We start from the raw sequence: 25,047 nt of genomic DNA on the forward strand, positions 1-25,047 counted from the left end.
CGTGTACGTCTCCGCGCGCAGTGACTACGCGCTCCGGGCCATGCTCGCCGTCGCCGCCGCGGCTCCGGTCGGTGGCGGCGGGCTGGTCAAGGCGGGGACGCTGGCCGACAGCCAGGGCATTCCGCTGAGCTTTCTCCAGGGCATCCTGGTCGACCTGCGCCGGGCCGGTCTGCTGGTGAGTCACCGGGGCACCGAGGGCGGGTACGCCCTGGCCCGCCCCGCAGTGGAGATCAGCGTCGGCGACGTGCTCCGCGCGATCGGCGGGTCCCTGACGACCGTCCGCGGGCTGCCGGCCGAGCGGGCCGGCTACGCGGGTGTGGCGACCGGCCTGCGGGACGTCTGGCTGGCTGTGCACGGCGCGATCGCCCTGGTGGTCGACCGGACCACCCTCGCGGACCTGCTGGGGGCGGAACACTCTCCGGCCGGTGCCGGCGAGACCCGCGCCCGCTGACCGCGCACCGGCTCCCCCGGCCGACGGGCAGCCGGGGGCCCGGCGACGGTCAGCCGACGGTGGTCACCGGCTGCTCCGTCGGGCTGTGAAGCTCGACCGGAGCGGCCGGTGCGGCCCCGTCCGGGGTGGCGCGCCACGGCGTGAACACCGCGACCACGGCGAGCAGCAGCCCGGCCAGCGCCACCGCGAGCACCAGCAACAGTTCCCGCGCCGCGCCCGAGCCGGCGTCGCCCACCATGGTCACCCCTCCCACGCCGGGCGGTCCCGCCCGGATCTTCCCCCGTCCTCAGCTTCCACCACCCCCGGCGGCGGAAACAGTCGCCGATCGGACGTAACGTCCGCTGATTCCAGACTCAGCCACCGGCTCCGGGCACGGGTGCCCGGAGCCGGTGGGAGGAGCGGAACGTGAGGGTCGGTCAGGAGGCGTGCGGGGCGCGGGGGCGACGCGAGCGGCGGGGCCGCCCCGAGGCGCGGTGCGGAGCCCGGCCGCCCTCGCCGGCGCGTCCGCCCGACCGACCGCCGGCGGAACCCGGGGAGGCGGCCTGCGGCGGGGGCGGTGCGATCGTCACCGGCACGCCGGACGGCTCCCGGGCACCGGTCACCCGGGCCAGGGCCTCGTCGCCGGGGCGCACCTGGACGGACTCGGGACGGATGCCGGCGGTCGACATCAGCCGGGACACGTCCCGGCGCTGCTCCGGCAGGACCAGGGTGACCACCGTGCCGGACTCCCCCGCCCGGGCGGTACGCCCACCACGGTGCAGGTAGTCCTTCGCCTCGGTGGGCGGGTCCACGTTGACCACCATGTCGAGCCCGTCGACGTGGATGCCCCGGGCCGCCACGTCGGTGGCGACCAGCGCCGTGACCTGCCCGGTGCGGAACTGTTCCAGGATCCGGGTGCGCTGCGGCTGCGACTTCCCGCCGTGCAGCGCGGCCGCGCGTACCCCCTTGGACAGCAGCTGCCGGGCGAGCCGGTCGGCGCGGTGCTTGGTGCCCATGAACAGGATGGTGCGGCCCTCGCGGGCGGCGATCCAGGTCAGCGCGGTGGGCTTGTCCACCGCGTCGACGTGCAGCACGTGGTGGGTCATCGCGGTCACCGTGGCGGTGCCGGGGTCCACCGAGTGCGAGACCGGGTTGCTGAGGAAGCGGCGCACCAGCTTGTCCACGCCGCCGTCGAGGGTGGCCGAGAAGAGCATCCGCTGCCCGTTCGGGGCGACCTGCTCCAGCAGCTTGGTGACCTGCGGCAGGAAGCCCATGTCGGCCATCTGGTCGGCCTCGTCGAGCACGGTGATGCCGACCTGGTCCAGCCGGGCGTCGCCGCGGTTGATCAGATCGTGCAGCCGGCCGGGGGTGGCCACGACCAGCTCGGCGCCGGCGCGCAGGGCGTCCGCCTGGCGTTGCAGCGAGAGCCCGCCGACGACGGTGGCGCAGCGCAGGCCGACGGCGCGGGCGTACGGGTCGAGCGCGGTGGTGACCTGCTGGGCCAGCTCGCGGGTGGGCACCAGCACCAGGGCCAGCGGTCGGCCCGGGCGGGCCCGGCGGCCGGCGGTGCGGGACAGCAGGGGCAGCCCGAAGGCGAGCGTCTTGCCGGAGCCGGTGCGGCCCCGGCCGAGCACGTCCCGGCCGGCGAGCGAGTCCGGCAGCGTCGCCGACTGGATCGGGAACGGCTCGGTGATGCCCTGGGCGGTCAACTCGGCGAGGAGCGCCGGGGCCAGCCCGGTGAGGGCGAACGAGGGTACGACGGTGGTCATGCGGAAGCCTTCCTCGACGCGGCACGTGTCGAGGGAGGGCGCCGGAGGCGGCGCTGTCACCGGCGGACCAGGCCGCGGGTGACTCACAAGCACGAACCGAAAGGGGTACGGGCGCCGGCCCGCCGCCGTTCGCCGCCTGCTCACGCAGGTCGACGGTGCGGCGGGCCGGTCCCGTCACCGCGCCCGGAGGGCGCGGTGGGTGTTACTGGGAGATCCGAAGATCAGAGCGGGCGGATGTTCTCCGCCTGCGGGCCCTTCTGGCCCTGGGTCACCTCGAACTCGACCCGCTGGTTCTCGTCCAGGCTCCGGTAGCCGGAGGACTGGATCGCCGAGAAGTGGGCGAAGACGTCGGCGCCGCCGCCGTCCGGGGTGATGAAGCCGAAGCCCTTGTCAGCGTTGAACCACTTGACGGTGCCAATAGCCATTTTTGTTTCGTCTCCTTGACGGAACGTCGAACCCGCACTTGTTGCGGGCTCGAAGAGGAGCGCGCCACGCGGAACTGCCTGGCTCGCTTGTCGCTTCTGGTCGCCCCGCCCGGAGAACTCCGGACACAACAAAGAGCGCCTGGGCCACAATCCTCCAGGCGCACACAGAGTCTCTGGGAACCATAACTGCAACGCGACCAACCTATCACGGATTCGGCCCGGCACCACCGTCTGCCGGAATTTCCGGTACGGAGGCGATCAGCGCGGTCAGCCCGTCCGCGTCGAGCAGGTCCGCCGGGCGGACCGTGACCCCGTCCCGCACGTAGTGGAACGCCGCGCCGACCCGCTCCACCGGCACGCCGGCCAGCTCCGCCCAGGCCAGCCGGTAGACCGCGAGCTGCACGGCGGCCACCTCGGCGGCGGCGTCCGCGGGCTGCCGGCCGGTCTTCCAGTCGACCACGTCGAACCGCCCGCCCGGCCGGGCGAAGACGGCGTCCATCCGCCCCCGGACCACCACTCCGGCGATCACTGTGGTGAACGGCACCTCCACCTCGACCGGCACCCGCTCGGCCCACTCGCTGGCCAGGAAGCGCTCCTGGAGCTCGGCCAACGCCTCGTCCGGCGCCGCGTCCGCGTCGGCCGCACCCGGCAGCTCGTCCAGGTCGAGCAGCCGGTCGGCGCCGAACCGCTGCTCCAGCCAGGTGTGGAAGGCGGTGCCCCGGCGGGCGTACGGATTGGGTTCGGTGGGCACCGGGCGGCGCAGCGCGCGGGCCAGCGCCGCTGGATCCCGGCGCAGCGCCACCAACTGGGTCACCGACAGCTGGCCGGGCAGCGCCACCTCCACCGCGCCGGACTGCCTTGTCAGCTCGGCCCGCTCGGCGAGCAGCAGGTCCGCCTCCCGCCGCCACCGCGCCACGTCCGCGTCCTCGGCCGGCCCGTCCGGCCCCTCGCCGTCGGTGTCGTCGCCGACGGCCGGCGGTCGCCCGGCCTTATCGCCGGCGGCCGGCGGGCGGGCGGCCGTGTCGCCGGCGGCCGGCGGGCGGGCGGGCGTGTCACCGTCGGCCGGCGGTCGCCCGGCCTTATCGCCGTCGGCCGGCGGGTGCCCGGCCCGGCCGGCCGTGTCGCCGTCGGCGAGGAAGCGGCGGACCAGGGCTGCCGCCTCGGCCAGCGCCGGCCGGCGGGCACCCAGCGGGTCGGCTGGCCACTCGGCGCGCAGCACCACCTCGGTGGTCGGGTTGACCGCGTCGCCCGGCGGCTCCGGCGCCCACTCGTCGACCAGGTGCCCGGCGCGGGCGTCCAGGCAGGCGTCGTGCACCTCCCGCAGCAGCACCGACGGGCCGCGCGGCCGTTTGGTGCCCTCCCCCCACCAGTAGCCGGAGCAGAGCAGCAGCCGCCGGGGCCGGGTCACCGCCACGTAGGCCAGCCGGCGCTCCTCCCGCTCGTCGTGCGCCCGCCAGGCGTCGGTGAAGTCCTCCAACGCCCGGGCCACCCCCCGCTGGTCCTCGGCCTCGGGCAGGCCCAGCTCGGGCAGCCCGTCGGCGTCGCCGCGCAGCGGGAACGGCAGCACGCCCAGCCCGCCGAGCCAGTGGTCGGAGTTGCGCACCGGCCCTGGCCAGACGCCCCGGCTCAGCCCGGCCACCGCGACCACGTCCCACTCCAGGCCCTTCGCGGCGTGCGCGGTGAGGATCTGCACCGCGCCCTCGACCACCTCCACCTCGCCGGGCGTGAGGCCGCGCTCCTCGTCCTCGGCGGCGGTCAGGTAGGCCAGGAACCCCGACAGGGTGGCGCCCGGCGTCTCCCCGCTGAACCGGGCGGCGACGTCGCCGAGCGCGTCCAGGTGGCCCCGCGCCAGGCCGGCGTCCCCGGCCCCGTCCCGGCCGGCCCGCACCGCCACCTCCACGTCCAGGCCGATCGTCCGCTCGATGTCGGCGATCAGCTCCGGCAGGGACTGGTCCAGCCGGTAGCGCAGCAGGCCCAGTTCCCGGGCGTACGCCCGCAGCCGCGCGTAGCCCTCCGCCGAGTACGCCTGGGCCGGGCCCAGGTCGGCCAGCGCCTCGACCAGGGTCGCCTCGTCCAGCAGGTCCGGGCTGATCTCCGGGGTGCCGTCGTCGGCGAGCCTGCGCCGGGCCGCGGCGATGGACTTCGCCCGGCGGTGCAGGGCCACCAGGTCACGGGGCCCGATCCGCCAGCGCGCGCCGGTCAGCAGCCGCAGCAGCGCGGCCCCGTCCGTCGGGTCGGCCAGCACCCGCAGCGTGCACACCACGTCGCGCACCTCGGGGGTGTCCAGCAGGCCGCCCAGGCCCACCACCTCGACCGGCAGGCCGCGCTCGCGCAGCGCCGACTCGATCGCCGGGATCTGGCTGCGCAGCCGTACGAGCACGGCGGTCGTGGGCCGCGACGGCACCGGGATGTGCTCCGGCAGCACGCCGGGCATCCCCGCCGCGCCGCGCCAGGCGTGCAGCACGCTGTCGGCGATCCAGTCGGCCTCGTCGGCGTACGTCCGCAGCAGGGCGCAGTGGACGGTGCCGCCGGCGGCGCCGCGGGCGCTGCGGTGCGGGACCGGCTCCTTGACGCTCATCGCCGCCCGCAGCTCCGGCACCCGGGCGCCGGCGGCGCGCAGCGGGGTGGCCAGGGCGTTGGCGACGCCGAGGATCTCGGGCCGGTTGCGCCAGCTCGTGGTGAGGCTGAGCACCTCGGCCGGCGCGCCGCCGACGCGGGCGAACTCCGTGGGGAAGCGGTCCAGGGTGCCGGCGCTCGCCCCGCGCCAGCCGTAGATCGACTGGCACGGGTCGCCGACGGCCGTCACCGGGTGCCCGCCGCCGAAGAGCGCGTTGAGCAGCACCACCTGGGCGTGGCTGGTGTCCTGGTACTCGTCCAGCAGCACCACCCGGTAGCGGTCCCGCTCGATCTCGCCGACCCCCGGGTGGTCCCGGGCCACCCGGGCCGCCCGGGCGAGCTGGTCGGCGAAGTCCATCGCCTCGAAGTCCTCCTTGCGCCGGGCGTACGCGCGCACCAGCGGGAGCAGCTTCAGCCGGGTCTGCTGGAGTTGCAGCGCCTTCCGCACGTCGGCGTAGACCCGGCCGGGGCGCGCCTGCACCTCGGCGAAGAAGCGGCCCGTCCACGCGGCCAGCGCGTCCGGGTCGACCAGGTGCTCGTCCAGCTCCCCGGCGAGCGCCAGCACCGCGTCGGTGACCGTGCTCGGCATCCGGTCCACCTCGGACATGTCGCCGTCGTAGTTGCGCACCAGCAGGTCGACGAGCTGCCAGCGGGACGCCTCGGTGAGCAGGCGGGTGGACGGCTCGTAGCCGGCCCGCAGCCCGTGCTCGGTGACGATCCGGCCGGCGTACGAGTGGTAGGTGGAGACGGTCGGCTCCCCGGCCAACGGGTCGTCGAGCGGGTCGCGCCCCCGCCGCCCGAGCCGGCGCACCAACTGGTCGAGCCGGGTACGCACCCGGTGCGCCAGCTCGCCGGCGGCCTTGCGGGTGAAGGTGAGCCCGAGCACCTGCTCCGGCCGCACGTACGAGTTGGCGACCAGCCAGACCACCCGGGCGGCCATCGTCTCGGTCTTGCCCGACCCGGCGCCCGCGACCACCAGCAGCGGCTCGACGGGGGCGGCGATGATCGCCGCCTGTTCCCGGGTCGGCGCGGGCAGCCGCAGCAGCTTCGCCAGCTCCACCGGTGTGTACCGGGGGCCGGCGTCGGCGACCCGGGGCGCCGGGGTCGCGCTGCTGAACAGGGCGGGCTGCGTCACTGTGCCAGCTCAGTTCGCGACTGCGGGGCTCGCAAGCTCACTCCTCGCGCTCACGGGTGCTCCGGGCGGCGGGCGGTCGGCGGCTCGACCACCTGGCGGCCCTGCCCCGACACCGGGCAGCTCGTACGCACCGGGCAGACCCGGCACTTGGAGTTGGCGACCGCGGCGAAGGTGGCGGCGGCCATCGTATCCGCGGTGCGCCGCACCAGCGCGGTCGCCCAGCCGGCCTCCGGGCCCTCCCCCGCCGGCGGTTGGCTCTGCTCCTTCGCGTCCTTCGCGCCCGTGCCGAGCTGCACCAGGGCCGCCCCGCCGGACTCCTCGCCGAAGTCGGCGAAGGCGCCCGCCTCCACCGCCGCCTGGTAGGCGCCGAGCTGCGGGTGCTCGGCGAGGTCGTTGGCCGTGACGGCGGTGGACTTGCCGGTCTTCAGGTCGATGACGACCAGCCGGCCGTCCTCGTCGACCTCCAGCCGGTCCACCCGGCCGACCAGCTCGACGGGCCGGTTCGGGTCGTCGAGACGGACCGCGAACTCGTGCTCGATGGCGAGCAGCCGGCGCGGGTTCGCGGCCAGCCAGCGGAGCAGCTTGTCCACCATCGCCTCGGCGCGGCTGCGCTCCGGACCGACCATCCAGCGGGCGGCCAGCTCGATGACGTCGAACCGGGCGGCGACGTAGTCCAGCAGGGCGCCCCGGTCGGCGCTGGCGTCCTCGGCGAGCATCGCGGCGGCGTGCACCAGGTTGCCGACGCCCTGGGCGGCGCTGGCCGGGGGGCTGCCGCCGTGCCGCTCCAGCAGCCAGCGCAGGCTGCACCGCAGCGCGCTCTCCATCGCCGACGGGGTGACCCGGACCGGCTCCCCCTCGTCGACCAGCGGGCGGTCGTCGGAGAGCTGCCGCAGCCCCCACCAGTCGTCCGGGTGCGCGCCGGCCACCCCGGCGGCGGCGAGCCGGGCCAGCTCGGCGGCCGCCGCCTGCCGCCGGGCGTGGGGCACGGCCGGGTCGCTGACGGCGGTACGCAGCTCCGCCACCAGCGCCGGCAGGGTCAGCGCCCGGGGCGGCCGGCTCACCGGCAACGCCCCCGGCCGGTCCGTCTCCTCGTCGGCTCCGACGGGACCGTCGTCCCCCGGCCGATGCGGCGCGTCCCGATCCGGCCTCGCCGCACCCGGGCCACCCGTGACGGGCCCGCCCGTGGCCTGCCCGCCCGTGGTCGGCCCGCCGGCGTCCGACCCGCCGTCGGGGAACGCAGGGCCGCCGTCGGGGGACGCAGGGCCGCCGTCGGGGGACGCAGGGCCGCCGCCCGGGGCGGGCGGGTCGGTCGGGCCCAGCTCGTAGAGGAAGCGGCTCGGCTGCTCCTCGTGGTCGTCGCCACCCACCGCGGCGGAGGCGACCGCGCTGACCAGCAGCCGCCGCCGGGCCCGGGTGACCGCGACGTGGAACAGCCGGCGCTCCTCGTCGAGCAGCGCCGAGGTCTGCCCGACCAGGGCGGCCACGGCCCCGGCCCCGGCCGTCCTACCGGCCAGCACGTCGACCAGGCGCTCCGAGCCGAGCAGGCTGCCGCGCAGCCGCAGGTCGGGCCAGACGCCCTCCTGCACCCCGGCGACCGCCACGAGATCCCACTCCAGCCCCTTCGCGGCGTGGGCGGTGAGCAGCCGCACCGCCGCCCCCCGGTCGGCGGTCGGCGCGAGGGTGTCGGCCGGCAGGTCCTGGCCGAGGACGTGGTCGAGGAAGACCTCCGTACGCGCGCCGGGCAGCCGGTCGGTGAAGCGGGCCGCCGCGTCGAAGAGGACCATCACGGCGTCGAGGTCGCGGTCGGCCGCCTCGGCGCGGCGGCGCCGCGCGACGTCGCCCTCGCCGGTCACCGTCTGGCCCCGGGCGGTGGCCGCGGACCACAGTTCGGCGAGCCCGCTGGCCCGCCAGACCGCCCAGAGCACGTCCTCCGCCGTGGCGCCGGGCCGCGCGGCGGCCTCCCGGGCGACGGCCAGCAGACCGGCGACCGTCTGCGCCGGCTCCGCCCAGTGCCGCTCGATCCCGGCCAGCTCGGCCGGGTCGCGCAGCGCCTCCACGATCAGCTCGCCCGAGGGGCGGCGGTCGCCGCCGGCCAGCGCGAGGGCGCGTAGCCCCTGCCGCAGCCGCCGCTCGGCCAGCGGATCGGCGCCGCCGAGCGGCGAGTGCAGCAGGGCTACGGCGGCCTCCTCGTCGAGCCGCGCGGGCTCCAGGGCGCAGCGCAGCAGGAGCAGCAGCGGCGCGACCGCCGGTTGCAGGTGCAGCGGCAGATCCTCGCCGTGCACGACGGTGGGCACCCCGGCGGCGTGCAGGGCGCGTTGCAGCGAGGGCAGTTGCCGCCCGGTGGAGCGCACCAGCACGGCCATCTCCGACCAGGGCACGCCGCCGAGCAGGTGCGCCTCGCGCAGCGCGTGCGCCAGCCAGGCCGCCTCGCTGGTGGCCGAGCGGAAGGTGCGTACCTCGACCGAGCCGGGCGGCGCGTCGGGCAGCGGGTGCAGCCGGCGGTGCGCCGCCGGGCCGCGCAGCCGTCGTGCCAGCCGGCCGGACGCGGCGAGCAGCCGGGGACCGGCCCGGTAGGAGGTGGTGAGCACCACCTGTGCCGCGGGCGCCCCCGAGGCGGTGCGGAAGCGGTGCGGGAACGTGGTCACCCCCGCCGGGTCCGCGCCCCGGAACGCGTACGTGGAGGAATCCGGGTCGGCGAACGCGACCAGGGGCTTGCCGCCCCCGGCCACCGTCGCGAGCAGGTCCTGCTGGGCCGGGTCGGTGTCGGCCAGCTCGTCGACGTAGACGTACGCCAGCCGCCGGCGCTCGGCCGCGAGCAGTTCGGGGTCGTCGAGCAGCATCCCGGTGGCGGCCCGGACCAGCTCGGCCGGGTCGTACGCGACGGAGCCGCGGTTGCTGACGTCGCGCAGGGCGAGCACGGCCACGTACTCCCGCAGGAAGCGCGCGGCGGCGGGCCAGTCGGCGCGGCCGAGCTTCTCGCCGAGCCGGGCCAGCTCGACGGGGCCGACGCCCCGCTCGGCGGCGCGCATCAGCAGGTCGCGCAGCTGCGCCGCGAAGGCCCGGGTGCGCAGCGCGGGGCGCAGGTCCTCCGGCCAGCCGACCGGGTCCTCGTCGGGCGCCTCGCCGACCACGTCGAGCAGCTCACGGATGATCAGATCCTGCTCCGGCCCGGTGAGCAGCCGGGGGGACGGCTCGCCCCGCTCGGCCGCGGCTCGGCGCAGCAACCCGAAGGCGTACGCCGGGAGCGTGCGTACCAGCGGCTCGCGCAGCACGCGGTGCCCGTCCTCGGCGACGCGGGCCTCGATCCGCTGGCGCAGCGCGGTGGCGTCCCGGCGGCCGAAGGTGAGCACCAGGATCCGCTCCGGGTCGACGCCCTCGGCCACCCGCGCGGCGACGGCCTCGACCAGCGTGGTGGTCTTGCCCGTGCCGGGGCCGCCGAGCACCAGCATCGGCCCGTCGGTGTGCGCCACGATCTCGACCTGGCGCGGATCGGTCAGCCGCGCCGCCCCACGGTGCGCGCCCTCGTCGGCCGTCCCCCCGGACCGCCGCTCACCCCCGGCCGTCCCCCCGGACCGCCGCTCACCCTCGACCGGCCCTCCGGACCGACCGTCCCCCCGGGCCGACCCGCCGGGCCGTTGGTCCCCCCGGACCGCCTCGGCAGGCCGGCGCACCAGCCGGTACGCCTGCATCCGTCCATCCCACCACGCCGGTACGACACCCCCACCCCGCCACCCCGCCGGCCCCCACCCGGGCCCTCGGAACCGGCGTCGATCATGAGGTTCGCGGGGACGAAAGGGGCGATCCGCACGGCCAACCTCATGATCGCCGCGGAGAGAGGGGTGGGGTGGGGTGGGGTGGGTCAGAGGAGGTGGAGGTCCAGGGTGTCCAGGGCGGCGGGGACCGTGTCGGTGACCTTGAGCAGGCCCAGGCCGGCGGGCTTGAGGAAGGTCTGGTCGGCCAGCGCGCCCAGCCAGTCGAGCACCGGGCGGTAGAAGCCGTCGGTGTCGACCAGCACCATCGGCTTGGCGTGCAGGGCCAGGGTGGCGGTCGTCCAGACCTCGAACAGCTCGTCGAGGGTGCCGAGCCCGCCCGGCAGGGTGAGGAAGGCGTCCGACTTGTCGATCATGAGGGTCTTGCGGGCGGCCATCGAGTCGGTGACGAGCAACTCGTCCGACGCCAGGTCGGCGACCTCCAGGTCGACCAGCGACTGCGGGATCACCCCGACCGTCCGGCCGCCGGCGGCCCGGGCCCCGTCCGCCAGCGCGCCCATCATGCCGACGCACCCGCCGCCGCTGACGAGGGTGTGCCCGCGCCGGGCGATCTCCGCGCCCGTCTCGGCCGCGAGGTCCAGCCAGCGCTGGTCGAGCGTACGGGAGGAGGCGCAGAACACGCAGATCGCCGCCACGTCAGCGCTTCCGGTTCTCGTCGCCCGCCTCGGCGGCGGCCTGCTGGTCGGCGGCGGCGACGGCGACGGCCTCCTCGCGGACCGCCTCCTGCTCGACGTTGAGGGCGGCCTCGGCCTCCACGATGTGCCGGACCGCCGCGTCGACGTCGTCGGTCACGCAGATCAGCTCCAGGTCGACCGGGCCGATCTTGCCGTCGGCGGCCATCGTGTCGCGCAGCCAGTCGAGCAGACCGCTCCAGTAGTCGGCGCCCATCAGCACCACGGGGAACCGGGTGACCTTGCCGGTCTGCACCAGGGTCAGCGCCTCGAAGAGCTCGTCCATGGTGCCGAACCCGCCCGGCAGCACGACGAACGCCTGGGCGTACTTCACGAACATCGTCTTGCGGGCGAAGAAGTAGCGGAAGTCGATGGCCAGGTCGACCCAGTCGTTGAGCCCCTGTTCGAAGGGGAGCTCGATGCCGAGGCCGACCGACAGCCCACCGGCCTCGCTGGCGCCCCGGTTGGCCGCCTCCATCACGCCCGGCCCACCGCCGGTGATCACCGCGTAGCCGGCCCGGGCCAGGGCCGCGCCCAGCGCCTCGGCCAGCCGGCACTCCGGGCTCTCCGGGTGGCTGCGGGCGGAACCGAACACGCTGACCGCCGAGGGCAGGTCGGCGAGGGTGTCGAAGCCCTCGACGAACTCGGAGAGGATGCGCAGCGCCCGCCAGGCGTCCTTGGTCTTCCAGTCCTCACGCCCCCGCGAATCGAGCAGGCGCTGGTCGGCGGTGCTGCCCGTCATCGCCTGTCGACGCAGCGTCACGGCCCCCCGGTGCCGTTCCTGTCCCGGCTCGCGGCCGGCCTCCCGCCCGTTGCTCTGACCCATGGGAGCAACCGTAGTGGAGCCGCACGCGCCAGGTGCGCGCACCGTGAGCCGGGCCGTCCGCCGGTCGGCGGGCGAGCCCGTGGACGGCGTGCACTCGGGCGACGGACGGCGCGATCTCGGGGCGACGGGCGGAGACGGGCCGGGCCACGATCGAAAATATTTTTCCGGATCTTGGGCAACTAATTCGGTCGCACGGACGTCTTACTATTCACATACCGGGTATGCCCCGGCGCGCGCCTTCGGGGGAGGAGTCAGCGTGATCAGCAACAGCGAGATGATCCGGATCCGGCGGCAGATGCAGCGCCGCATCCGCGACGTGGTGGCCGAGCGCCGCCGCGCCCGCCTGATGGAGCCGTCCACCGACCAGGGCGGCCAGACCGACGCCCGGCCCACCGCCGACGCGTCGACCACCGTCTGACCCGCACGACGACACCGTGACGGAGGGTCCGCGTCGGCCGACGCGGACCCTCCGTCCGTGCGGGGGACGCCCCGCCCCGCAGACCGTCAGGCGGAGGCGAGCCAGCGGCGCAGGGTGACGGCGCCCTCCCGGATCTTGCTGATCTCCACGTGCTCGTCGGGGTGGTGGGCCAGGTTGGGGTCGCCGGGGCCGAAGTTCAGGGCCGGGACGCCCATCGCGGCGAACCGGGCCACGTCCGTCCAGCCCAGCTTGCCGATCGGCGCGGCACCGACCGCGGCGAGGAACTCCTGGGCGGGCGCCGCCTCCAGCCCGGGCGGGGCGCCTGCCGCCGAGTCCGTGACCCGCACCTCGAAGCCGGCGAAGACCTCGCGCAGGTGCGCCTCGGCCTCGGCCGGGGTCCGGTCCGGCGCGAACCGGTAGTTGACCTCGACCTCGCACCGGTCGGGCACCACGTTGCCGGCCACGCCGCCGTGGATGCGGACCGCGTTCATCCCCTCCCGGTAGTCGCAGCCGTCGATGGTCACCCGCCGCGCCTCGTACCTGGTGAGCCGGTCGAGCACCTCGCCGGCCGCGTGGATCGCGTTCACCCCGTGCCAGGAGCGGGCCGAGTGGGCGCGTACGCCGGTGGTGGTGACGACCGCGCGCATGGTGCCCTGGCACCCGGCCTCGACGATGCCGTGCGTCGGCTCCAGCAGCAGCGCGAAGTCCGCCTCCAGCCACTCCGGGTACGCTTCGGCGACCAGGAAGAGGCCGTTGTACTTCGACTCGATCTCCTCCGCCTCGTAGAAGAAGTACGTCACGTCGTAGCGCGGGTCCGGCAGGCTCACCGCCAGGTTCAGCGCGAACGCCACCCCGGACTTCATGTCCGAGGTGCCGCAGCCGTACATCAGGTCGCCGCGGGTGGTCGACGGGAAGTTGTTGTTCAGCGGCACCGTGTCCAGGTGACCGGCGAGCACCACCCGCTGCTCGCGGCCCAGGTCCGTCCGCGCCATCACCGTGTTGCCGTGCCGGTACGTGGTCAGGTGCGGTACGCCCCTCAGCACCTCCTCCACGCAGTCGGCGATCGCCTTCTCGTTGAGAGACACGGACTCCATGTCGACCAGCGCGCGGGTCAGCGCCACCGGATCGGCCAGGACCTCGGGGGTCAGCGGGTTATCCATGGTTCGCACGGTACCGTCAGATCCGGCGAGCGCGAGGAGCGAGCGTTCCGGGGCGGCTCGCGCGGGACGCGGGGCGCGGAGGGCTCGCCGGCCCGCAGCACGAACGAGAGGTGAATCAGTGACGTCCGAATCCGCCTGGGGCATCGGCCTGGCCACCGTTACCGCTGACGACCAGGTGCTCGACACCTGGTATCCGACGGGCAAGCTGGGCCTGGGCGAGCTGCCGCTGGTCGCCGGCGAGGACGAGGCGGACGTGCTGGACCTGCCGCCGGGGGCGGTCGGCGACCGGGCGCTGCCCGGGCTGCGTACCGTCCAGGTGGTCACCGTGATCGGCTCGCTGGACGACCCGATCAAGGATGCCGCCGACGCGTACCTGCGGCTGCACCTGCTCTCCCACCGCCTGGTGCGACCCAACGAGCTCAACCTCGACGGCATCTTCGGCAAGCTGGCGAACGTGGCCTGGACCTCCGCCGGGCCGTGTCCCCCGGAGCGGGTCGACGAGCTGCGGGTCATCGAGCGGGCCGCCGGCCGCCACCTGGCCGTGTACGGGGTGGACAAGTTCCCCCGGATGACCGACTACGTGGTGCCGTCGGGCGTGCGGATCGCCGACGCCGACCGGGTGCGGCTCGGCGCGCACCTGGCGGCCGGCACCACGGTCATGCACGAGGGCTTCTGCAACTTCAACGCCGGCACGCTCGGCACCTCGATGGTCGAGGGGCGGATCGTGCAGGGCGTGGTGGTCGGCGACGGCTCCGACATCGGCGGCGGTGCCTCGATCATGGGCACCCTCTCCGGCGGTGGCACCGACAGGGTCCGCATCGGCGAGCGCAGCCTGATCGGCGCGAACGCCGGCGTGGGCATCTCGCTCGGCGACGACTGCCAGGTGGAGGCCGGCTGCTACGTCACCGCCGCCTCCAAGATCACGCTGCCGGACGGCCGGGTGGTCAAGGCCCGCGAGCTGTCCGGGGTGGACGGCCTGCTGTTCTGGCGCAACTCCGTCACCGGCGCGCTGGAGGCGAAGCCGCGCAGCGGCCGGGGCATCGAGCTGAACGCCGCGCTGCACGCCAACGACTGACGGTCGCCCCGCCGGGTCCGCGTCGGCCGCGGACCCGGCGGGGTTACGCCTCAGCGCAGGCGGTACGCCTGGATGACGCGCTGGGTGACCGTGTTGCCGGCGGTGTCCCGGGCGGTGGCCCGCAGCGAGACGTGTCCGGTGCCGGCGGGGTGCTCGACGATGGCCGTCCAGCCGTCTCCGCCGCCGCGGACCCGGGCCCGCTGCCAGGTCCTACCGCCGTCGTAGGAGGCGTCGACGGTCAGCGCGGCGACCCGGGCCGAGGGTGCACCCGGCTGCCGCTGCACCTGGACCGGGATCGCGAAGCTCCGGTCCGCCGGGGCCGCGTTGTCCCGGTCGAGCCGGGGCGCGAACCGGATCGCCGACGCCGGCAGCGCGGCCGGGTCGTCCCCGGCGACGTGCCGGGACCGGAACGTCCACGTGGCAGCCACCTCGGTGGAGAGGTCGGTGAAGCTCCGCTTCGACGACACCTCCAGCCGGTAGTCGGCCGCCCCCGGGGGCACGTCGAACCCGCCGTACGCCGGCTCCTCACTCTCCCCGACCAGCACCCCGTTGCGGTAGAGGGCGGTGCGGGCGGTGTCGGCGACCGAGCCGCCGGGGTGGCCCTCGGCGTCGCTGTGCAGCGGCAGGCTCACCTCGATGCGGTCGCCCTGGCGGGTGATCCCCGCCGCCGGGAACGACGGCCCGTACGGCGCGCTGTTCCAGCTCTCCCGGTAGTGCCGCCCGGCGCGCAGGCTGCGCGCCTCGGAGAAAAGGATCGCCTTGAGGTCGGCCCAGCCCTCGTCGGTCGGCACCCCGAAGTCCAGCTCGGAGTACCAGCGCACGCCCCGCGTGTTGTAGCGCTCGACCCGCTGCCCCGGCGTCGCGGTGCGCAGGCCGACCGCCCAGCCGCCGACGTCGGGCTCGCGCTGCGCGAAGACCAGGCGGTCGGTGACCAGCCCCGGGCTGCCGCCGTTGAACCGATGGGTGACCGTGGCCAGGTCCTTCGTGCGGTAGTGCCGGACGAAGCCGGTCGGCATCCGGCCCGGCACGGCCTCGCTGAGGGCGTAGAGGTAGGGGCTGCTCGCCGCTTCCAGGTCGGCCCACTGGCTGCTGACCGTGGCGATGAACCGCTCACCGGACGCGGGTTGTCCGAGCCCGAGGGTGTGCAGGCCCTCGAAGTCGGAGCCCAGCATGCCGAAGGTGTAGCTGCCCGTCTCGGCGAGGAAGATCGCCTCGGTGACGACGAGCGCCGGGGTCGCCGAGCGCTGCGGGACGCTCATCCGGACCGGCCTGCCCCGGCGGGCGTCGAGGGTGATCCGCAGGTCCCCGGCGACCACCAGCTCCGGCTGGACGATCTGGGTGAGCGCGGTGACCTCCTCGCCGGCCACGTCGTACACGAAGCTGACCAGCCCGTACCGGCCCTTGGGGACCCGCAGCTCGGCGGTGCCGTCCGGGTCGTACAGGTCGTACGGGTCGAGCCCGTCCAGCGCGACCAGCGTGGTGCCGTGCTCGCCGGCGAGCTCGCCGGCGCGGTTCAGGTGCCGGGCGGTCACCGTGTAGCTCTCCACCTCCCGGTGCACCGCCAGCGGGGTGACGGCCACCACCGCGCCGCCGGAGCGGGCGACGATCCGGCCGGTGTAGTGACCGTCCGGGCCGTCGACCCGGGTGTCGGCGGTGACGGTGGCACTCGCCGTGCCGCCGCCCGGCACGGCGATCCGGCTCGCGCCGAGGGTGAACATGCCGGCCGGGGCGGGCCTGCCGTCCGGGCCGGTCGCCTCCACGGCCAGCTCCAGGTCGGTCGTGGTCGCGCCGTCGTTGCGCCAGGTCACCGTGCGGGTGATCGGGGTGTCGTCGCCGTGCGGCCAGAGTGCCCGCCCGAGCGACACGCTCGGCGGGTCGCTGGTGACGGTCTGCCGGATCGCGTCGGCCACGTCGACCCGCCCGGCCCCCTGCTCGTACGCGGTCAGCTCGGCGTGCGGCTTCGCCGAGGACATCAGCAGGGCCTTGAGCCGGTCGGCCTTTCCACCGTGCTTCTGGGCGAGCAGCGCCGCCGCGCCGGTGACGTGCGGGGCCGCCATCGAGGTGCCGGAGAGCGAGACGTATCCGTCGCCGGCCGGGTCGCCGATCACCGCGTCCCGGCTGCGCGCCGCCACGATCCCCACCCCCGGGGCGGTGATGTCGGGCTTGAGCGCGTCGTCACCGGTGCGGGGACCACGGCTGGAGAAGTCGGCGAGGCTGTCGTCCCGGTCGACGGCGCCCACCGAGAGGGCGGCGTCGGCGGTGCTGGGGGAACTGACCGGCGCGAACCGGCCGGAGTTGCCGGCGCTGATCACGAACAGGGCGCCCGTCTGCGCGGTGAGCGTGTTGACGGCCTCCTCCAGCGGGTCGACCTCCGGGGTGTCGAACCCACCGAGGCTGAGGTTGACCACGTTGGCCCGCTGCTCGACCGCGGCCCACTGCATGCCGGCGAGGATCGCCGACTCGGGGCAGCCGTTGGTCTCGCAGACCTTGCCGTCGAGAAGTGTCGCGTCCGGGGCCACGCCCCGCATCCGGCCGCCGGAGGCGGCGCCGCTGCCCGCGACGATCGAGGCGACGTGGGTGCCGTGCCCGACGATGTCGCCCGGCGCCGACTCCTCGGTGAAGTTGCGCACCTGCGCCACCCGGCCGGCCAGGTCCGGGTGCGTGGCGTCGATCCCGGTGTCCAGCACGGCGACCCGCACGCCCCGGCCCGTGTAGCCGGCCCGGTGCGCCTCCGGCGCGCCGATCTGCGGCACGCTGCGGTCGAGCGTGAGCTGCCGCCGGCCGTCCAGCCAGATCCGGTCGGCGCCCCCTGCCGCGCCGACCCTCGCGCCGGCGGCGGTGACCGCCGCCCAGACCTCGGCGGCCCGCCGCTTGCTCGCCGTGGCGGCGAGCCCGCCGACGGCGGGCAGCTCGCGGGTGACCGTCACCCCGGCGGGCACGGCGGAGCGCCGGGCCGCGCCGGTGCCGCCGGTGATCAGCAGGGGCAGGTCGTCGCGCCGGGCGTCGTCGTAGCCGGCGGCGACCAGTTCGGTGACGTCGAACAGCCGCCGGTCGATCCGCCCGTCCCGGATGGGCGCCACGGCGTCCTCGGGTACGACGGAGACGTGGCCCCGCTCCCGTCGGGTCAGGAAGCGGACGTCCTCGCGCCCGGTTGCGGGCCGCACGCTGGCCCGGGAGCCGCTGACGGTGACCCGGTCGCCGGTGAGCAGGGTGACGGTGACCGGGCGGCTGCCAGCACCCCCCGACCGGGACGACGGGGTCGCGTCAGGACGGGCGGTCGGTTCGGCGGGCTTCTGGGCGACGGCCATGCCGGGGGTGCCGAGCACCATCCCGAGCACCAGACCGAGACCGACCAGTTTTCTTCTTCGCTGCAACGGATCCTCCTCGTCGGGCGTTACTACCTGTAGGGAGAGACGCATTGACAGTCATCAGACTTGCATACCGAGTATGCAAAGTGAAGACACAAAGATGACGGAGCAGCCAACGAACAGGGCCGATCCTCGGAGATGATCGACCGGTGACATCCATGAAGGAACGCATGCTGGCCGGCGAGCCCTACATCGCCGACGATCCGGAGATCGCCGCCGACCTGGACCGGGCGGCGCGACTGATGGAACGCTTCAACACCGGCCCGGCCGCCGACCCCGGGGCCCGGCTCGCGGCCCTGCGCGACCTGCTCGGCGAGGTGGGCGAGGGCGCCTGGGTCCGACCGCCGCTCTACGTCGACTACGGCTGGCAGGTCCGGATCGGGCCGCGCAGCTTCGTCAACTTCAACGCGGTCTTCCTCGACGTCGCCCCCATCACCATCGGCGCCGACGTCCAGATCGGACCGAACGTGCAGCTGCTCACCCCCACCCACCCCGTCGAGCCCGGGCCCCGCCGCGACAAGTGGGAGGCGGCCAAGCCGATCACCATCGGCGACAACGTCTGGCTCGGCGGTGGGGCCATCGTGCTCGCCGGCGTGACCGTCGGGGAGAACACGGTCGTCGGCGCAGGCGCCGTGGTGACGAAGGACCTGCCGGCGAACGTCGTCGCCGTGGGTAACCCCGCCCGCGTCGTACGCCAGCTCGACTGACCACGATCAAGCCCGCCACCTGCGAAAACACCCTTCGGCCACTGGCGTGTCGCCTCCGATACCCGGCACTGTGGGTGGTGACGTCGTCACCGGGAGGCGGGATGGTCGGTCGGGTGCTCGAACTGCGCGTGCACGGGGTCTCCAACACGCCCCCCGGTCAGATCCTCGGCCTGCGCCCGGCACCGGGCGCCGACGCGCCGGCCCCGCCGTGGCGCGTCGCGGGCGGCCCGGTCACCGGCTTCTACCGCTCCCCGACCGCCGAGCCGGCCGACCCGCTCGTCGTCGAGGCGTACAGCTGGGGGCGGTTGACCTCCGGCGCGCGGACCGCGCGGGACGTCGAGCGCGCGCTGTGGACGCTGCTGCTCCCGTTCACGCTGGCCAACGTCGCGCTGCACGCCCGGCCGTCCGTCCCGGCCGACCCCGCGACCGAACGCTGGCACAGCACCTCGGGGATCACGGCGTGGCTGATCCGGCTGTTCTGCCTGAGCCTCACGGGCACCCTCGCCCTCACCCTCACCGCCGTCGGGGTCGACCTCGTGGGCTGGCAGTGCGTCGACGACGACTGCCTGCGCCGGATCCCCGGCCCCTGGCAGTTCCTGGGGCGGGGCTGGTGGAGCGAGGGCGCGCGGTCGTTGGCCGTCGGCCTGCTCGTGCCGCTCGGCGTGCTGACCCTGCTCGGACTGGTGAGCTGGCGGACCTACCAGTACGAGGCGCAGATGCCCGCCGAACCGGTCCCCCCGCCCGACGCCCCGCAGCCGGTCGGGACCCCGGCGCACGCCCCGCAGCCGCTCGGGACCCCGGCGGACCGGCGCGAACGGCCCGAGGCCGATCCGGCCGCACCCGACCCCCCGCCCGGCAACCCGTTGCAGGACCGCACCTTCTGGACCGGCGAGGGCCAGTTGCGCAGGGGCGCCGTGCTGCACCTGTGCACCGGGGTGGTCGTCGCCGCCGCCGTACCGCTGGGTGCGGTCCTCGCCCTGGACCCGCCCCGGGGCGGCCGGGCGGCCGTCGCCTGGCCCACCGTGTCGGCGCTCGCCGCCGTCGTGCTGGTCGCGGTCGTGGCGCTCGCGCGGCCCGGGCTGACCCGGCGCGCCGGAGCCACCCCGCTCGGCGGATGGAGCGTCACCGTCGCCGTGCTCACCGCCGTCGGGCTGGCCGGGACGGTGCTGGTCCTGCTGCTGCCCGACGGCCCCGCGGGCACACCCCTGGCCGACCTGCGCCCGACGCCCGGGTGCGCCGGGCAGGTCGTCGCGCCGGCCTGTCCGACGGACCGGTCGCTGCCCGGTCTCGACTGGATCGTCGCGTGGCTGGGCACGGGGCAGTTGCTGCTGCTCATCGCGATCGGGTCGGTGGCCCGGTCCGGACGGCGGGCGCTGGCCGCGCCGGCGGCGGCCGTCCTGCTGCTCGTCCTCGGGTTCGCCTGGTTCACCGGCTGGCTGCCCGGGCCGCCACCACCCGCGGCGCTGGAGTTCTGGACGGTCGTCGTCCCGATCGTCGCCCTGGCCGCCTCCGGCCTGCTGCTGCGGCGCGTCCCGTCGCCGGCCGGGCGACCGCCACCGGAGCCCCGCAGCGACCTGGCCTGGGGCGGCCGAGCGCCGGCGGTCGTCGCCGGCTTCGGCTGGATGCTCTGCGTCTCCTACAGCGCCGGGCTGCTCTACTGGGTCACCGACCGGCTCAACGGCGGTCCGGCACCGGGCGGGCGCTCCCCCGTCGTGCCCCCGGTCCCGGTGCTGTGGGCCGGGCTCGTCTTCGCCGGCGCCCTGCTCGTGCTCGCCGCCACCGTCGCCCGGGCCGGCCTGCTCCACCTCCGCCTGCGCCGGCACGAGTACGCGCGGGCGACGGCACGGACCGACGACCCGCTCTCCGCCCACGACCTGAGGCGCTGCCGTGACGTCAGCACGTGGCGGGCGCTGCACCGGCTGGTCGGCGAGCACGCCGTACGGCTGGTCGGCTGCTACGCCGCCGCGTCGGCCGTGCTGGCGACCCTCGGCTGCGCCGCCCTGCTCTCCCGCAGCCCGCCGCACCCCACGGTCGCGACCGGCGGCGCTGCGGTGGTCGAGTGGGTCTCCGAGGTGGGCGGGCGGCTGCTCGGCTGGCTGCCGGTGCTGATCGCCACGGTGGGCCTGCTGGTCTACCGCAACGACCTCGTCCGCCGCTCGTTCGGCGTGGTCTGGGACGTGGGCACCTTCTGGCCCCGCACCGCGCACCCGCTGGCCCCACCCAGCTACGCCGAGCGGGCCGTACCCGAGTTGCAGACCCGCACCGCCGGGCTGCTGGCGCTCGCCGAGGACGATCCCCGGAGCGTGGACGGGATCATCCTGTCGGGACACAGCCAGGGCACGGTGATCTGCGCGGCCGTGCTCCTCCAGCTACCCGCCCGCTCGCGCCGGCGGATCTGGTTCTTCTCGTACGGCTGCCAGTTCACCCGGCTCTACGGGCGGGTCTTCCCCGGCTACTTCGGCCCGGAGCGGCTGCCGGTGCTGGCCGGGGCGCTGACCCCGCCCGGTGGCGGGATCCGCTGGACCAACTTCTGGCGGGACACCGACCCGCTCGGCTGGCCCGTCGCCGCCGGGGAACGGAACCTGGCCGTACGCGACCCGGAGGCGCTGCACCCCGACGACGGGGAGGTGGCCGATCCCCCGATCCGCAACCACAGCGGCTACCCGGAGGCGCCCGAGTTCCACCGGGAACGCTCGCGGGTGGCGTGGCTGCTGCGCCGGGGCGTACCGGCGCCGAGGCGTGGCGCCGGCTGACCCGCACGGCAGGCCACCGGCACGCGGCGGACCGCCGCCGCCCTCAGGGTGACGGCGGCGGCTCGGCGAGCCGGACGACCAGGTCGGCGCGGTGCGCGGTGCCGGCCACCAGGGCGGCGTTGGCCTCGTCGCTGCCCGTCGCCCACGCCCGGGCCTGTTCGGGCGACCGCCCGTACGCCTCGTGCCGGGCGGTCAGCCGGCGCAGCCGCAGCTCGGCGTCCAGGTCGAGGAACCACGCCTCGTGCAGCAGCGGCCGCACCTCGTCCCAGGGCGTCCCGGTCAGCAGCAGGTAGTTGCCCTCGGTGACCACCAGCCGTACCGACGGCGGCACCTCGATCGAGCCCGCCACCGGCTCCTCCAGGTCCCGCCGGAAGGCCGGCGCGTAGACCGCCGTCGGCTCCAGCCGGCGCAGGCGGCGCAGCAGCGAGACGTAGCCGTTGGCGTCGAAGGTGTCCACGGCGCCCTTGCGCTCCGCCCGGCCCAGGCGGCGCAGCTCGGCCTGGGCGAGGTGGAAGCCGTCCATCGGCACCAGCCGGGCGGTCGGGCCGACCGCCTCGACGATCCGCTCCGCCAGCGTCGACTTGCCCGCGCCGGGGGGCCCGGCGATGCCGAGCAGCTGCCGCGGGCCGGCCTCCGCGAGGGACCGCGCCCGCGCCACCAGCTCGTCGGTGCCGACGACCCGGGCGTCGGCCATCAGCCGAGGACCGGCTCGCTGATCGCGAACCGCGCCTGCACCGCGGCGTGCACGGTCTGCGGCTGCGGGTCGAGTTCCAGCTCCGGCGGGCCGCTCTCGGCGCCGTCGCCCATCGCGTACGCCATCCGGCTCATCATCGGCTGCTCCGCCGCGCCCGCGTCGGCCAGCTCGATCAGGGCGGTCACCCGGGCACCGAGGGCCTCCGCATACTCGCGGGCGCGCAGCAGGGCGTCGGCGAGCGCGGCGTGCCGGGCCTCCCGGTGCGCCGGGCTGTCCGGCCGCAGCGACCACCACGGCCCCGCCACCTCGATCTGGTCCTGGTCGGCGAGGCGCAGCATCAGCTCGCCGAGCGCGGTGAAGTCGCTGACCGTCACGGTGGTGGTCACGCTGCCGGCGTACGCCACCACCCGCTCGCCGGAACGCCGGGTCTCCGGCCTGACCTGCAGCTCGCCGGTCTCCCGCCGGTCGATGCCGGCCTCGCCGTCGAGCAGCACCCGGACGGCGGCGGCCCGCTCGGCCAGCCGGGTCAGGGTGGCCTCCCGGTCCCGGTCGCGCGCCCTGGCCGTCACCGCGAACCGGGCGATCTCCGGAGCCACCTCCCGGTACGCCTCGCCACGCACCGCCACCACCGGCCCGTCCACCATGCCCTCACCCTAACCGCGCGTCCGCCGGCCCGCCCGCCGTCCGACCGCACGCCGACGGGGCCCGACGCCCCGTCCCCGGGCCCGTCCGGCTCAGGTGGCGTGGACCGGCGCCGGGAGGTGGCCCGTGTAACCGACCCGGTCGCCGTCGACCCGGCACCCGGTGAGGTAGCCGCCGGCGGCCCCCAGCTCCATCAGGAACTCCACCTCGGCGCGGTGGTCGCCGTCGGCGGGGAACTCCTGCCGGTGGGCGAGCAGGTCCCGGCCGAAGAGGACGGTACGCAGGGCCCGCGCCTGCTCGAAGTGACCGACCAGGGCGTCGATGTCCTCGGCGCGCAGCGCGGCGGCCAGCCCGTCGAGGAACGCGCTGACCTGACCGAGCTGTCGCACCACCTGCTCGCGGTTGTCGAAGAGCATGTCGGCCGTACGCCGGGCCGGGGTGCCGGCGACCCGGGTGCCGTCCCGGAAGCTGCCCGCAGCGAGGCCCAGCACGGCGTCCCGGAGGTCCGACTTCGCCACCGCGCCGGCGAGGCTGCCGGCGAGCAGGTGCGGGACGTGCGAGGAGAGCGCCACCACCGAGTCGTGCACCGCCGGCGACATCGGCACCACCCGGGCGGCGAAGACGTCCACGATGAGGCCGGCCAGCATCCGGAACGGCCCGATGCCCTCGGCCGCCGGGCAGAGCACCCACGCGGCACCCTCGAACAGCGCCGGCACGGCGGCGGCGAGCCCGGAGCGTTCGGTACCTGCCATCGGATGGCCCGGTACGAACCGGTCGGTCAACCCGTTGGCGGCGGCGAAGGCGGCCACGGCGCCCTTCGTGCTGCCCACGTCGGTGAGGACGCAGCCGTCCCCGACGTGCTCAGCGACGGTGAGCAGGGTCTCCGGCAGCCTCGGCAGGGGGCCGCAGAGGAACACGACGTCGCGGTCGCGGACGGCCCCGCCCAGGTCGTCCGGGAAGGGCACCCCGCGTTCGCGCCCGTCCGCCCGGGTGGCCCGGTCCGGGTCCCAGCCGACGACGTCCAGCCCCGCCTCGTGCAGCCGGAGCAGGACCGAGCCGCCGATGAGGCCGGTGCCCACCACGGCGACCCGGGGCCGCCCACGCGAACTGTCCACCATCACGCGCCTCGGCGGTCGCTCAGGCGCGCAGCCGGCCGGCGACCGCCGCCACGTGCTCGTCGGACTCGGTCAGCGCCACCCGGACGTGCTGCCGGCCGCCCGGGCCGTAGAAGACGCCCGCCGCCGCGAGGATGCCCCGTCGGGCCAGCCAGTCGACCGTCTCCCAGCAGTCCTCGCCCCGGGTCAGCCAGAGGTAGAGCCCGGCCTCGGAGTGCTCGACGGTGAAGCCGGCGGCGGTGAACGCGGCGTGCAGGGTGTCCCGCCGGGCACGGTAGCGCTCCCGCTGCTCGTCGGCGTGCCGCTCGTCGCGCAGCGCGGCCACCATCGCCGCCTGCACCGGCGCCGGCACGATCATCCCGGCGTGCTTGCGGACCTTGAGCAGCTCCGCCACCAGCGCCGGGTCGCCCGCCACGAAGCCCGCCCGGTAGCCGGCCAGGTTGGACCGCTTGGAGAGCGAGTGCACGGCCAGCACCCCGTCGTACGACCCGCCGCAGACCTCGGGCGAGAGCACCGAGACGGGCTCGGCGGCCCAGCCCAGCGGCAGGTAGCACTCGTCGCTGGCGACCACCGCGCCGCGTTCCCGGGCCCAGTCGACCACCTTGCGCAGGTGGGCCGCCGGCAGCACCCGGCCGGTCGGGTTGCCCGGCGAGTTGACCCAGACCAGGCGCACCCGGGAGGTGGGCCCGACGGCGGTCAGCGAGTCGGCGCGTACGACGGTGGCGCCGGCGAGCCGGGCCCCGTCCTCGTAGGTCGGGTAGGCGATCGAGGGCACCACGACGACGTCGCCGGGACCGATCCCGAGCAGGGTCGGCAGCCAGGCGACGAGTTCCTTGGAGCCGATCGTCGGCAGCACGCCGAGGCCGTCGACGCCGGCGCCGCAGGCCCGTGCCACCCAGACCGCGATCGTCTCGCGCAGCACCGGCGTGCCGGCGGTCAGCGGGTAGCCCGGGGCGTTGGACGCGTCGGCCAGCGCCCGCCGGATCACCTCGGGCACCGGGTCGACCGGCGTGCCCATGGAGAGGTTGATCAGACCCTCAGGGTGCGCCGCGGCCAGTGCGGCCGCGGCGTCCAGGGTGTCCCAGGTGAACTCCGGCAGCCGTGACGAGACCGGCGCGGGCCGGTTCAGTGGCCCTCGCCGCGCGGCGGCTGCGCGGCGACGAAGGTCGCGTCCTTCTCCACCTTGCCGATCTTCGAGGCGCCGCCGGGCGAGCCCAGTTCCTCGAAGAACTCGTAGTTGGCGCCGGTGTAGTCCTTCCACTGCTCCGGGACGTCGTCCTCGTAGAAGATCGCCTCGACCGGGCAGACCGGCTCGCAGGCACCGCAGTCGACGCACTCGTCGGGGTGGATGTAGAGCATCCGGTTGCCCTCGTAAATGCAGTCGACCGGGCATTCCTCGATGCAAGCCTTGTCAAGCACATCCACGCACGGTTCGGCGATGATGTAGGTCACCGGTCTTCTCCTCCGCAAGAC

Annotated in this window: 19 protein-coding genes; 5 read left to right on the top strand and 14 right to left on the bottom strand. The window is 75.6% G+C overall.

Going from position 1 to position 25,047, the window contains the following annotated elements:
* Nucleotide 1 precedes the first annotated feature (1 nt).
* Entirely contained in the window at nucleotides 2–451 is a 450-nt protein-coding gene (locus AB0883_RS04900) for an Rrf2 family transcriptional regulator (protein ID WP_366639497.1), read from the top strand.
* A gap of 49 nt (nucleotides 452–500) precedes the next feature.
* Here the strand turns inward: AB0883_RS04900 and AB0883_RS04905 are convergent, their stop codons facing one another.
* From AB0883_RS04905 to AB0883_RS04935, 7 genes are all read right to left on the bottom strand, one after another.
* Nucleotides 501–689: a hypothetical protein gene (locus AB0883_RS04905; protein WP_366639499.1), complete on the bottom strand. Its 189-nt coding sequence runs from the start codon at nucleotides 687–689 to the stop codon at nucleotides 501–503.
* Between the two features lie 178 nt (nucleotides 690–867).
* Nucleotides 868–2,199, bottom strand: a complete 1,332-nt coding sequence (locus tag AB0883_RS04910; RefSeq protein WP_366639501.1) for a DEAD/DEAH box helicase — start codon at nucleotides 2,197–2,199, stop codon at nucleotides 868–870.
* Between the two features lie 221 nt (nucleotides 2,200–2,420).
* Nucleotides 2,421–2,624 carry a cold-shock protein gene (locus AB0883_RS04915; RefSeq protein WP_007464836.1) on the bottom strand — a complete coding sequence of 68 codons (204 nt, stop codon included), beginning with the start codon at nucleotides 2,622–2,624 and terminating at the stop codon, nucleotides 2,421–2,423.
* Between the two features lie 205 nt (nucleotides 2,625–2,829).
* Complete coding sequence (locus AB0883_RS04920) at nucleotides 2,830–6,375, bottom strand: UvrD-helicase domain-containing protein (protein ID WP_366639503.1); 3,546 nt, start codon at nucleotides 6,373–6,375, stop codon at nucleotides 2,830–2,832.
* Nucleotides 6,376–6,425: 50 nt separating this feature from the next.
* Nucleotides 6,426–9,824 (bottom strand): PD-(D/E)XK nuclease family protein, encoded by a 3,399-nt coding sequence (locus AB0883_RS04925; RefSeq protein WP_366640299.1) that lies wholly within the window; start codon nucleotides 9,822–9,824, stop codon nucleotides 6,426–6,428.
* Between the two features lie 410 nt (nucleotides 9,825–10,234).
* Nucleotides 10,235–10,780 carry a TIGR00730 family Rossman fold protein gene (locus AB0883_RS04930; protein ID WP_366639505.1) on the bottom strand — a complete coding sequence of 182 codons (546 nt, stop codon included), beginning with the start codon at nucleotides 10,778–10,780 and terminating at the stop codon, nucleotides 10,235–10,237.
* Nucleotide 10,781: 1 nt separating this feature from the next.
* Nucleotides 10,782–11,642, bottom strand: a complete 861-nt coding sequence (locus AB0883_RS04935) for a TIGR00730 family Rossman fold protein (protein ID WP_366639506.1) — start codon at nucleotides 11,640–11,642, stop codon at nucleotides 10,782–10,784.
* Nucleotides 11,643–11,898: 256 nt separating this feature from the next.
* Here AB0883_RS04935 and AB0883_RS04940 point away from each other — a divergent pair, with 256 nt between their 5' ends.
* The gene (locus AB0883_RS04940; RefSeq protein ID WP_199729509.1) at nucleotides 11,899–12,060 is read left to right on the top strand and encodes a hypothetical protein; all 162 of its coding nucleotides are present in this window, start codon (nucleotides 11,899–11,901) and stop codon (nucleotides 12,058–12,060) included.
* Between the two features lie 86 nt (nucleotides 12,061–12,146).
* On the opposite strand, the gene dapE is transcribed toward AB0883_RS04940, so the two are convergent.
* Nucleotides 12,147–13,220, bottom strand: coding sequence for a succinyl-diaminopimelate desuccinylase (gene dapE / locus AB0883_RS04945; protein WP_366639507.1), 1,074 nt, complete (start codon nucleotides 13,218–13,220; stop codon nucleotides 12,147–12,149).
* 118 nt (nucleotides 13,221–13,338) lie between these two features.
* Between dapE and dapD the strand changes: the two genes are divergently transcribed.
* Nucleotides 13,339–14,295 carry a 2,3,4,5-tetrahydropyridine-2,6-dicarboxylate N-succinyltransferase gene (dapD, locus tag AB0883_RS04950; RefSeq protein WP_366639508.1) on the top strand — a complete coding sequence of 319 codons (957 nt, stop codon included), beginning with the start codon at nucleotides 13,339–13,341 and terminating at the stop codon, nucleotides 14,293–14,295.
* A gap of 50 nt (nucleotides 14,296–14,345) precedes the next feature.
* Here the strand turns inward: dapD and AB0883_RS04955 are convergent, their stop codons facing one another.
* Complete coding sequence (locus tag AB0883_RS04955) at nucleotides 14,346–17,714, bottom strand: S8 family serine peptidase (protein ID WP_366639509.1); 3,369 nt, start codon at nucleotides 17,712–17,714, stop codon at nucleotides 14,346–14,348.
* 98 nt (nucleotides 17,715–17,812) lie between these two features.
* Between AB0883_RS04955 and AB0883_RS04960 the strand changes: the two genes are divergently transcribed.
* Together AB0883_RS04960 and AB0883_RS04965 are read left to right on the top strand one after the other, a co-directional pair.
* The gene (locus tag AB0883_RS04960) at nucleotides 17,813–18,370 is read left to right on the top strand and encodes a sugar O-acetyltransferase (protein WP_366639510.1); all 558 of its coding nucleotides are present in this window, start codon (nucleotides 17,813–17,815) and stop codon (nucleotides 18,368–18,370) included.
* Nucleotides 18,371–18,471: 101 nt separating this feature from the next.
* Nucleotides 18,472–21,123, top strand: coding sequence for a hypothetical protein (locus AB0883_RS04965; RefSeq protein ID WP_366639512.1), 2,652 nt, complete (start codon nucleotides 18,472–18,474; stop codon nucleotides 21,121–21,123).
* Nucleotides 21,124–21,166: 43 nt separating this feature from the next.
* Here AB0883_RS04965 and AB0883_RS04970 read toward each other — a convergent pair whose 3' ends face one another.
* From AB0883_RS04970 to fdxA, 5 genes are all read right to left on the bottom strand, one after another.
* Nucleotides 21,167–21,817 (bottom strand): nucleoside/nucleotide kinase family protein, encoded by a 651-nt coding sequence (locus tag AB0883_RS04970; protein WP_366639513.1) that lies wholly within the window; start codon nucleotides 21,815–21,817, stop codon nucleotides 21,167–21,169.
* Nucleotides 21,817–22,461, bottom strand: coding sequence for an SIMPL domain-containing protein (locus AB0883_RS04975; protein ID WP_366639514.1), 645 nt, complete (start codon nucleotides 22,459–22,461; stop codon nucleotides 21,817–21,819). Before AB0883_RS04975 ends, AB0883_RS04970 begins: the two co-directional genes overlap by 1 nt.
* A 90-nt stretch (nucleotides 22,462–22,551) precedes the next feature.
* The gene (locus AB0883_RS04980; protein WP_366639516.1) at nucleotides 22,552–23,577 is read right to left on the bottom strand and encodes a prephenate dehydrogenase/arogenate dehydrogenase family protein; all 1,026 of its coding nucleotides are present in this window, start codon (nucleotides 23,575–23,577) and stop codon (nucleotides 22,552–22,554) included.
* Between the two features lie 19 nt (nucleotides 23,578–23,596).
* Nucleotides 23,597–24,703: a succinyldiaminopimelate transaminase gene (gene dapC / locus AB0883_RS04985; RefSeq protein ID WP_366640301.1), complete on the bottom strand. Its 1,107-nt coding sequence runs from the start codon at nucleotides 24,701–24,703 to the stop codon at nucleotides 23,597–23,599.
* On the bottom strand, nucleotides 24,700–25,026 hold the full coding sequence (gene fdxA / locus AB0883_RS04990; RefSeq protein ID WP_091422126.1) for a ferredoxin: 327 nt from the start codon (nucleotides 25,024–25,026) through the stop codon (nucleotides 24,700–24,702). The genes dapC and fdxA overlap by 4 nt, the downstream gene beginning before the upstream one ends.
* Nucleotides 25,027–25,047 lie beyond the last annotated feature (21 nt).

The organism is Micromonospora sp. NPDC047812 (genome assembly GCF_040704175.1).
In the GTDB taxonomy this organism is placed as follows: domain Bacteria; phylum Actinomycetota; class Actinomycetes; order Mycobacteriales; family Micromonosporaceae; genus Micromonospora.

What these genes read in the sequence shown, in the direction of transcription:
- AB0883_RS04935 (WP_366639506.1), bottom strand. Translation starts at nt 11,642, where the DNA reads ATGGGTCAGAGCAACGGGCGGGAGGCCGGCCGCGAGCCGGGACAGGAA.
- AB0883_RS04975 (WP_366639514.1), bottom strand. Translation starts at nt 22,461, where the DNA reads ATGGTGGACGGGCCGGTGGTGGCGGTGCGTGGCGAGGCGTACCGGGAG.
- AB0883_RS04970 (WP_366639513.1), bottom strand. Translation starts at nt 21,817, where the DNA reads ATGGCCGACGCCCGGGTCGTCGGCACCGACGAGCTGGTGGCGCGGGCG.
- AB0883_RS04955 (WP_366639509.1), bottom strand. Translation starts at nt 17,714, where the DNA reads ATGCGTCTCTCCCTACAGGTAGTAACGCCCGACGAGGAGGATCCGTTG.
- AB0883_RS04915 (WP_007464836.1), bottom strand. Translation starts at nt 2,624, where the DNA reads ATGGCTATTGGCACCGTCAAGTGGTTCAACGCTGACAAGGGCTTCGGC.
- AB0883_RS04925 (WP_366640299.1), bottom strand. Translation starts at nt 9,824, where the DNA reads ATGCTGGTGCTCGGCGGCCCCGGCACGGGCAAGACCACCACGCTGGTC.
- AB0883_RS04905 (WP_366639499.1), bottom strand. Translation starts at nt 689, where the DNA reads ATGGTGGGCGACGCCGGCTCGGGCGCGGCGCGGGAACTGTTGCTGGTG.
- dapE (WP_366639507.1), bottom strand. Translation starts at nt 13,220, where the DNA reads ATGGATAACCCGCTGACCCCCGAGGTCCTGGCCGATCCGGTGGCGCTG.
- AB0883_RS04965 (WP_366639512.1), top strand. Translation starts at nt 18,472, where the DNA reads ATGGTCGGTCGGGTGCTCGAACTGCGCGTGCACGGGGTCTCCAACACG.
- AB0883_RS04980 (WP_366639516.1), bottom strand. Translation starts at nt 23,577, where the DNA reads ATGGTGGACAGTTCGCGTGGGCGGCCCCGGGTCGCCGTGGTGGGCACC.
- AB0883_RS04910 (WP_366639501.1), bottom strand. Translation starts at nt 2,199, where the DNA reads ATGACCACCGTCGTACCCTCGTTCGCCCTCACCGGGCTGGCCCCGGCG.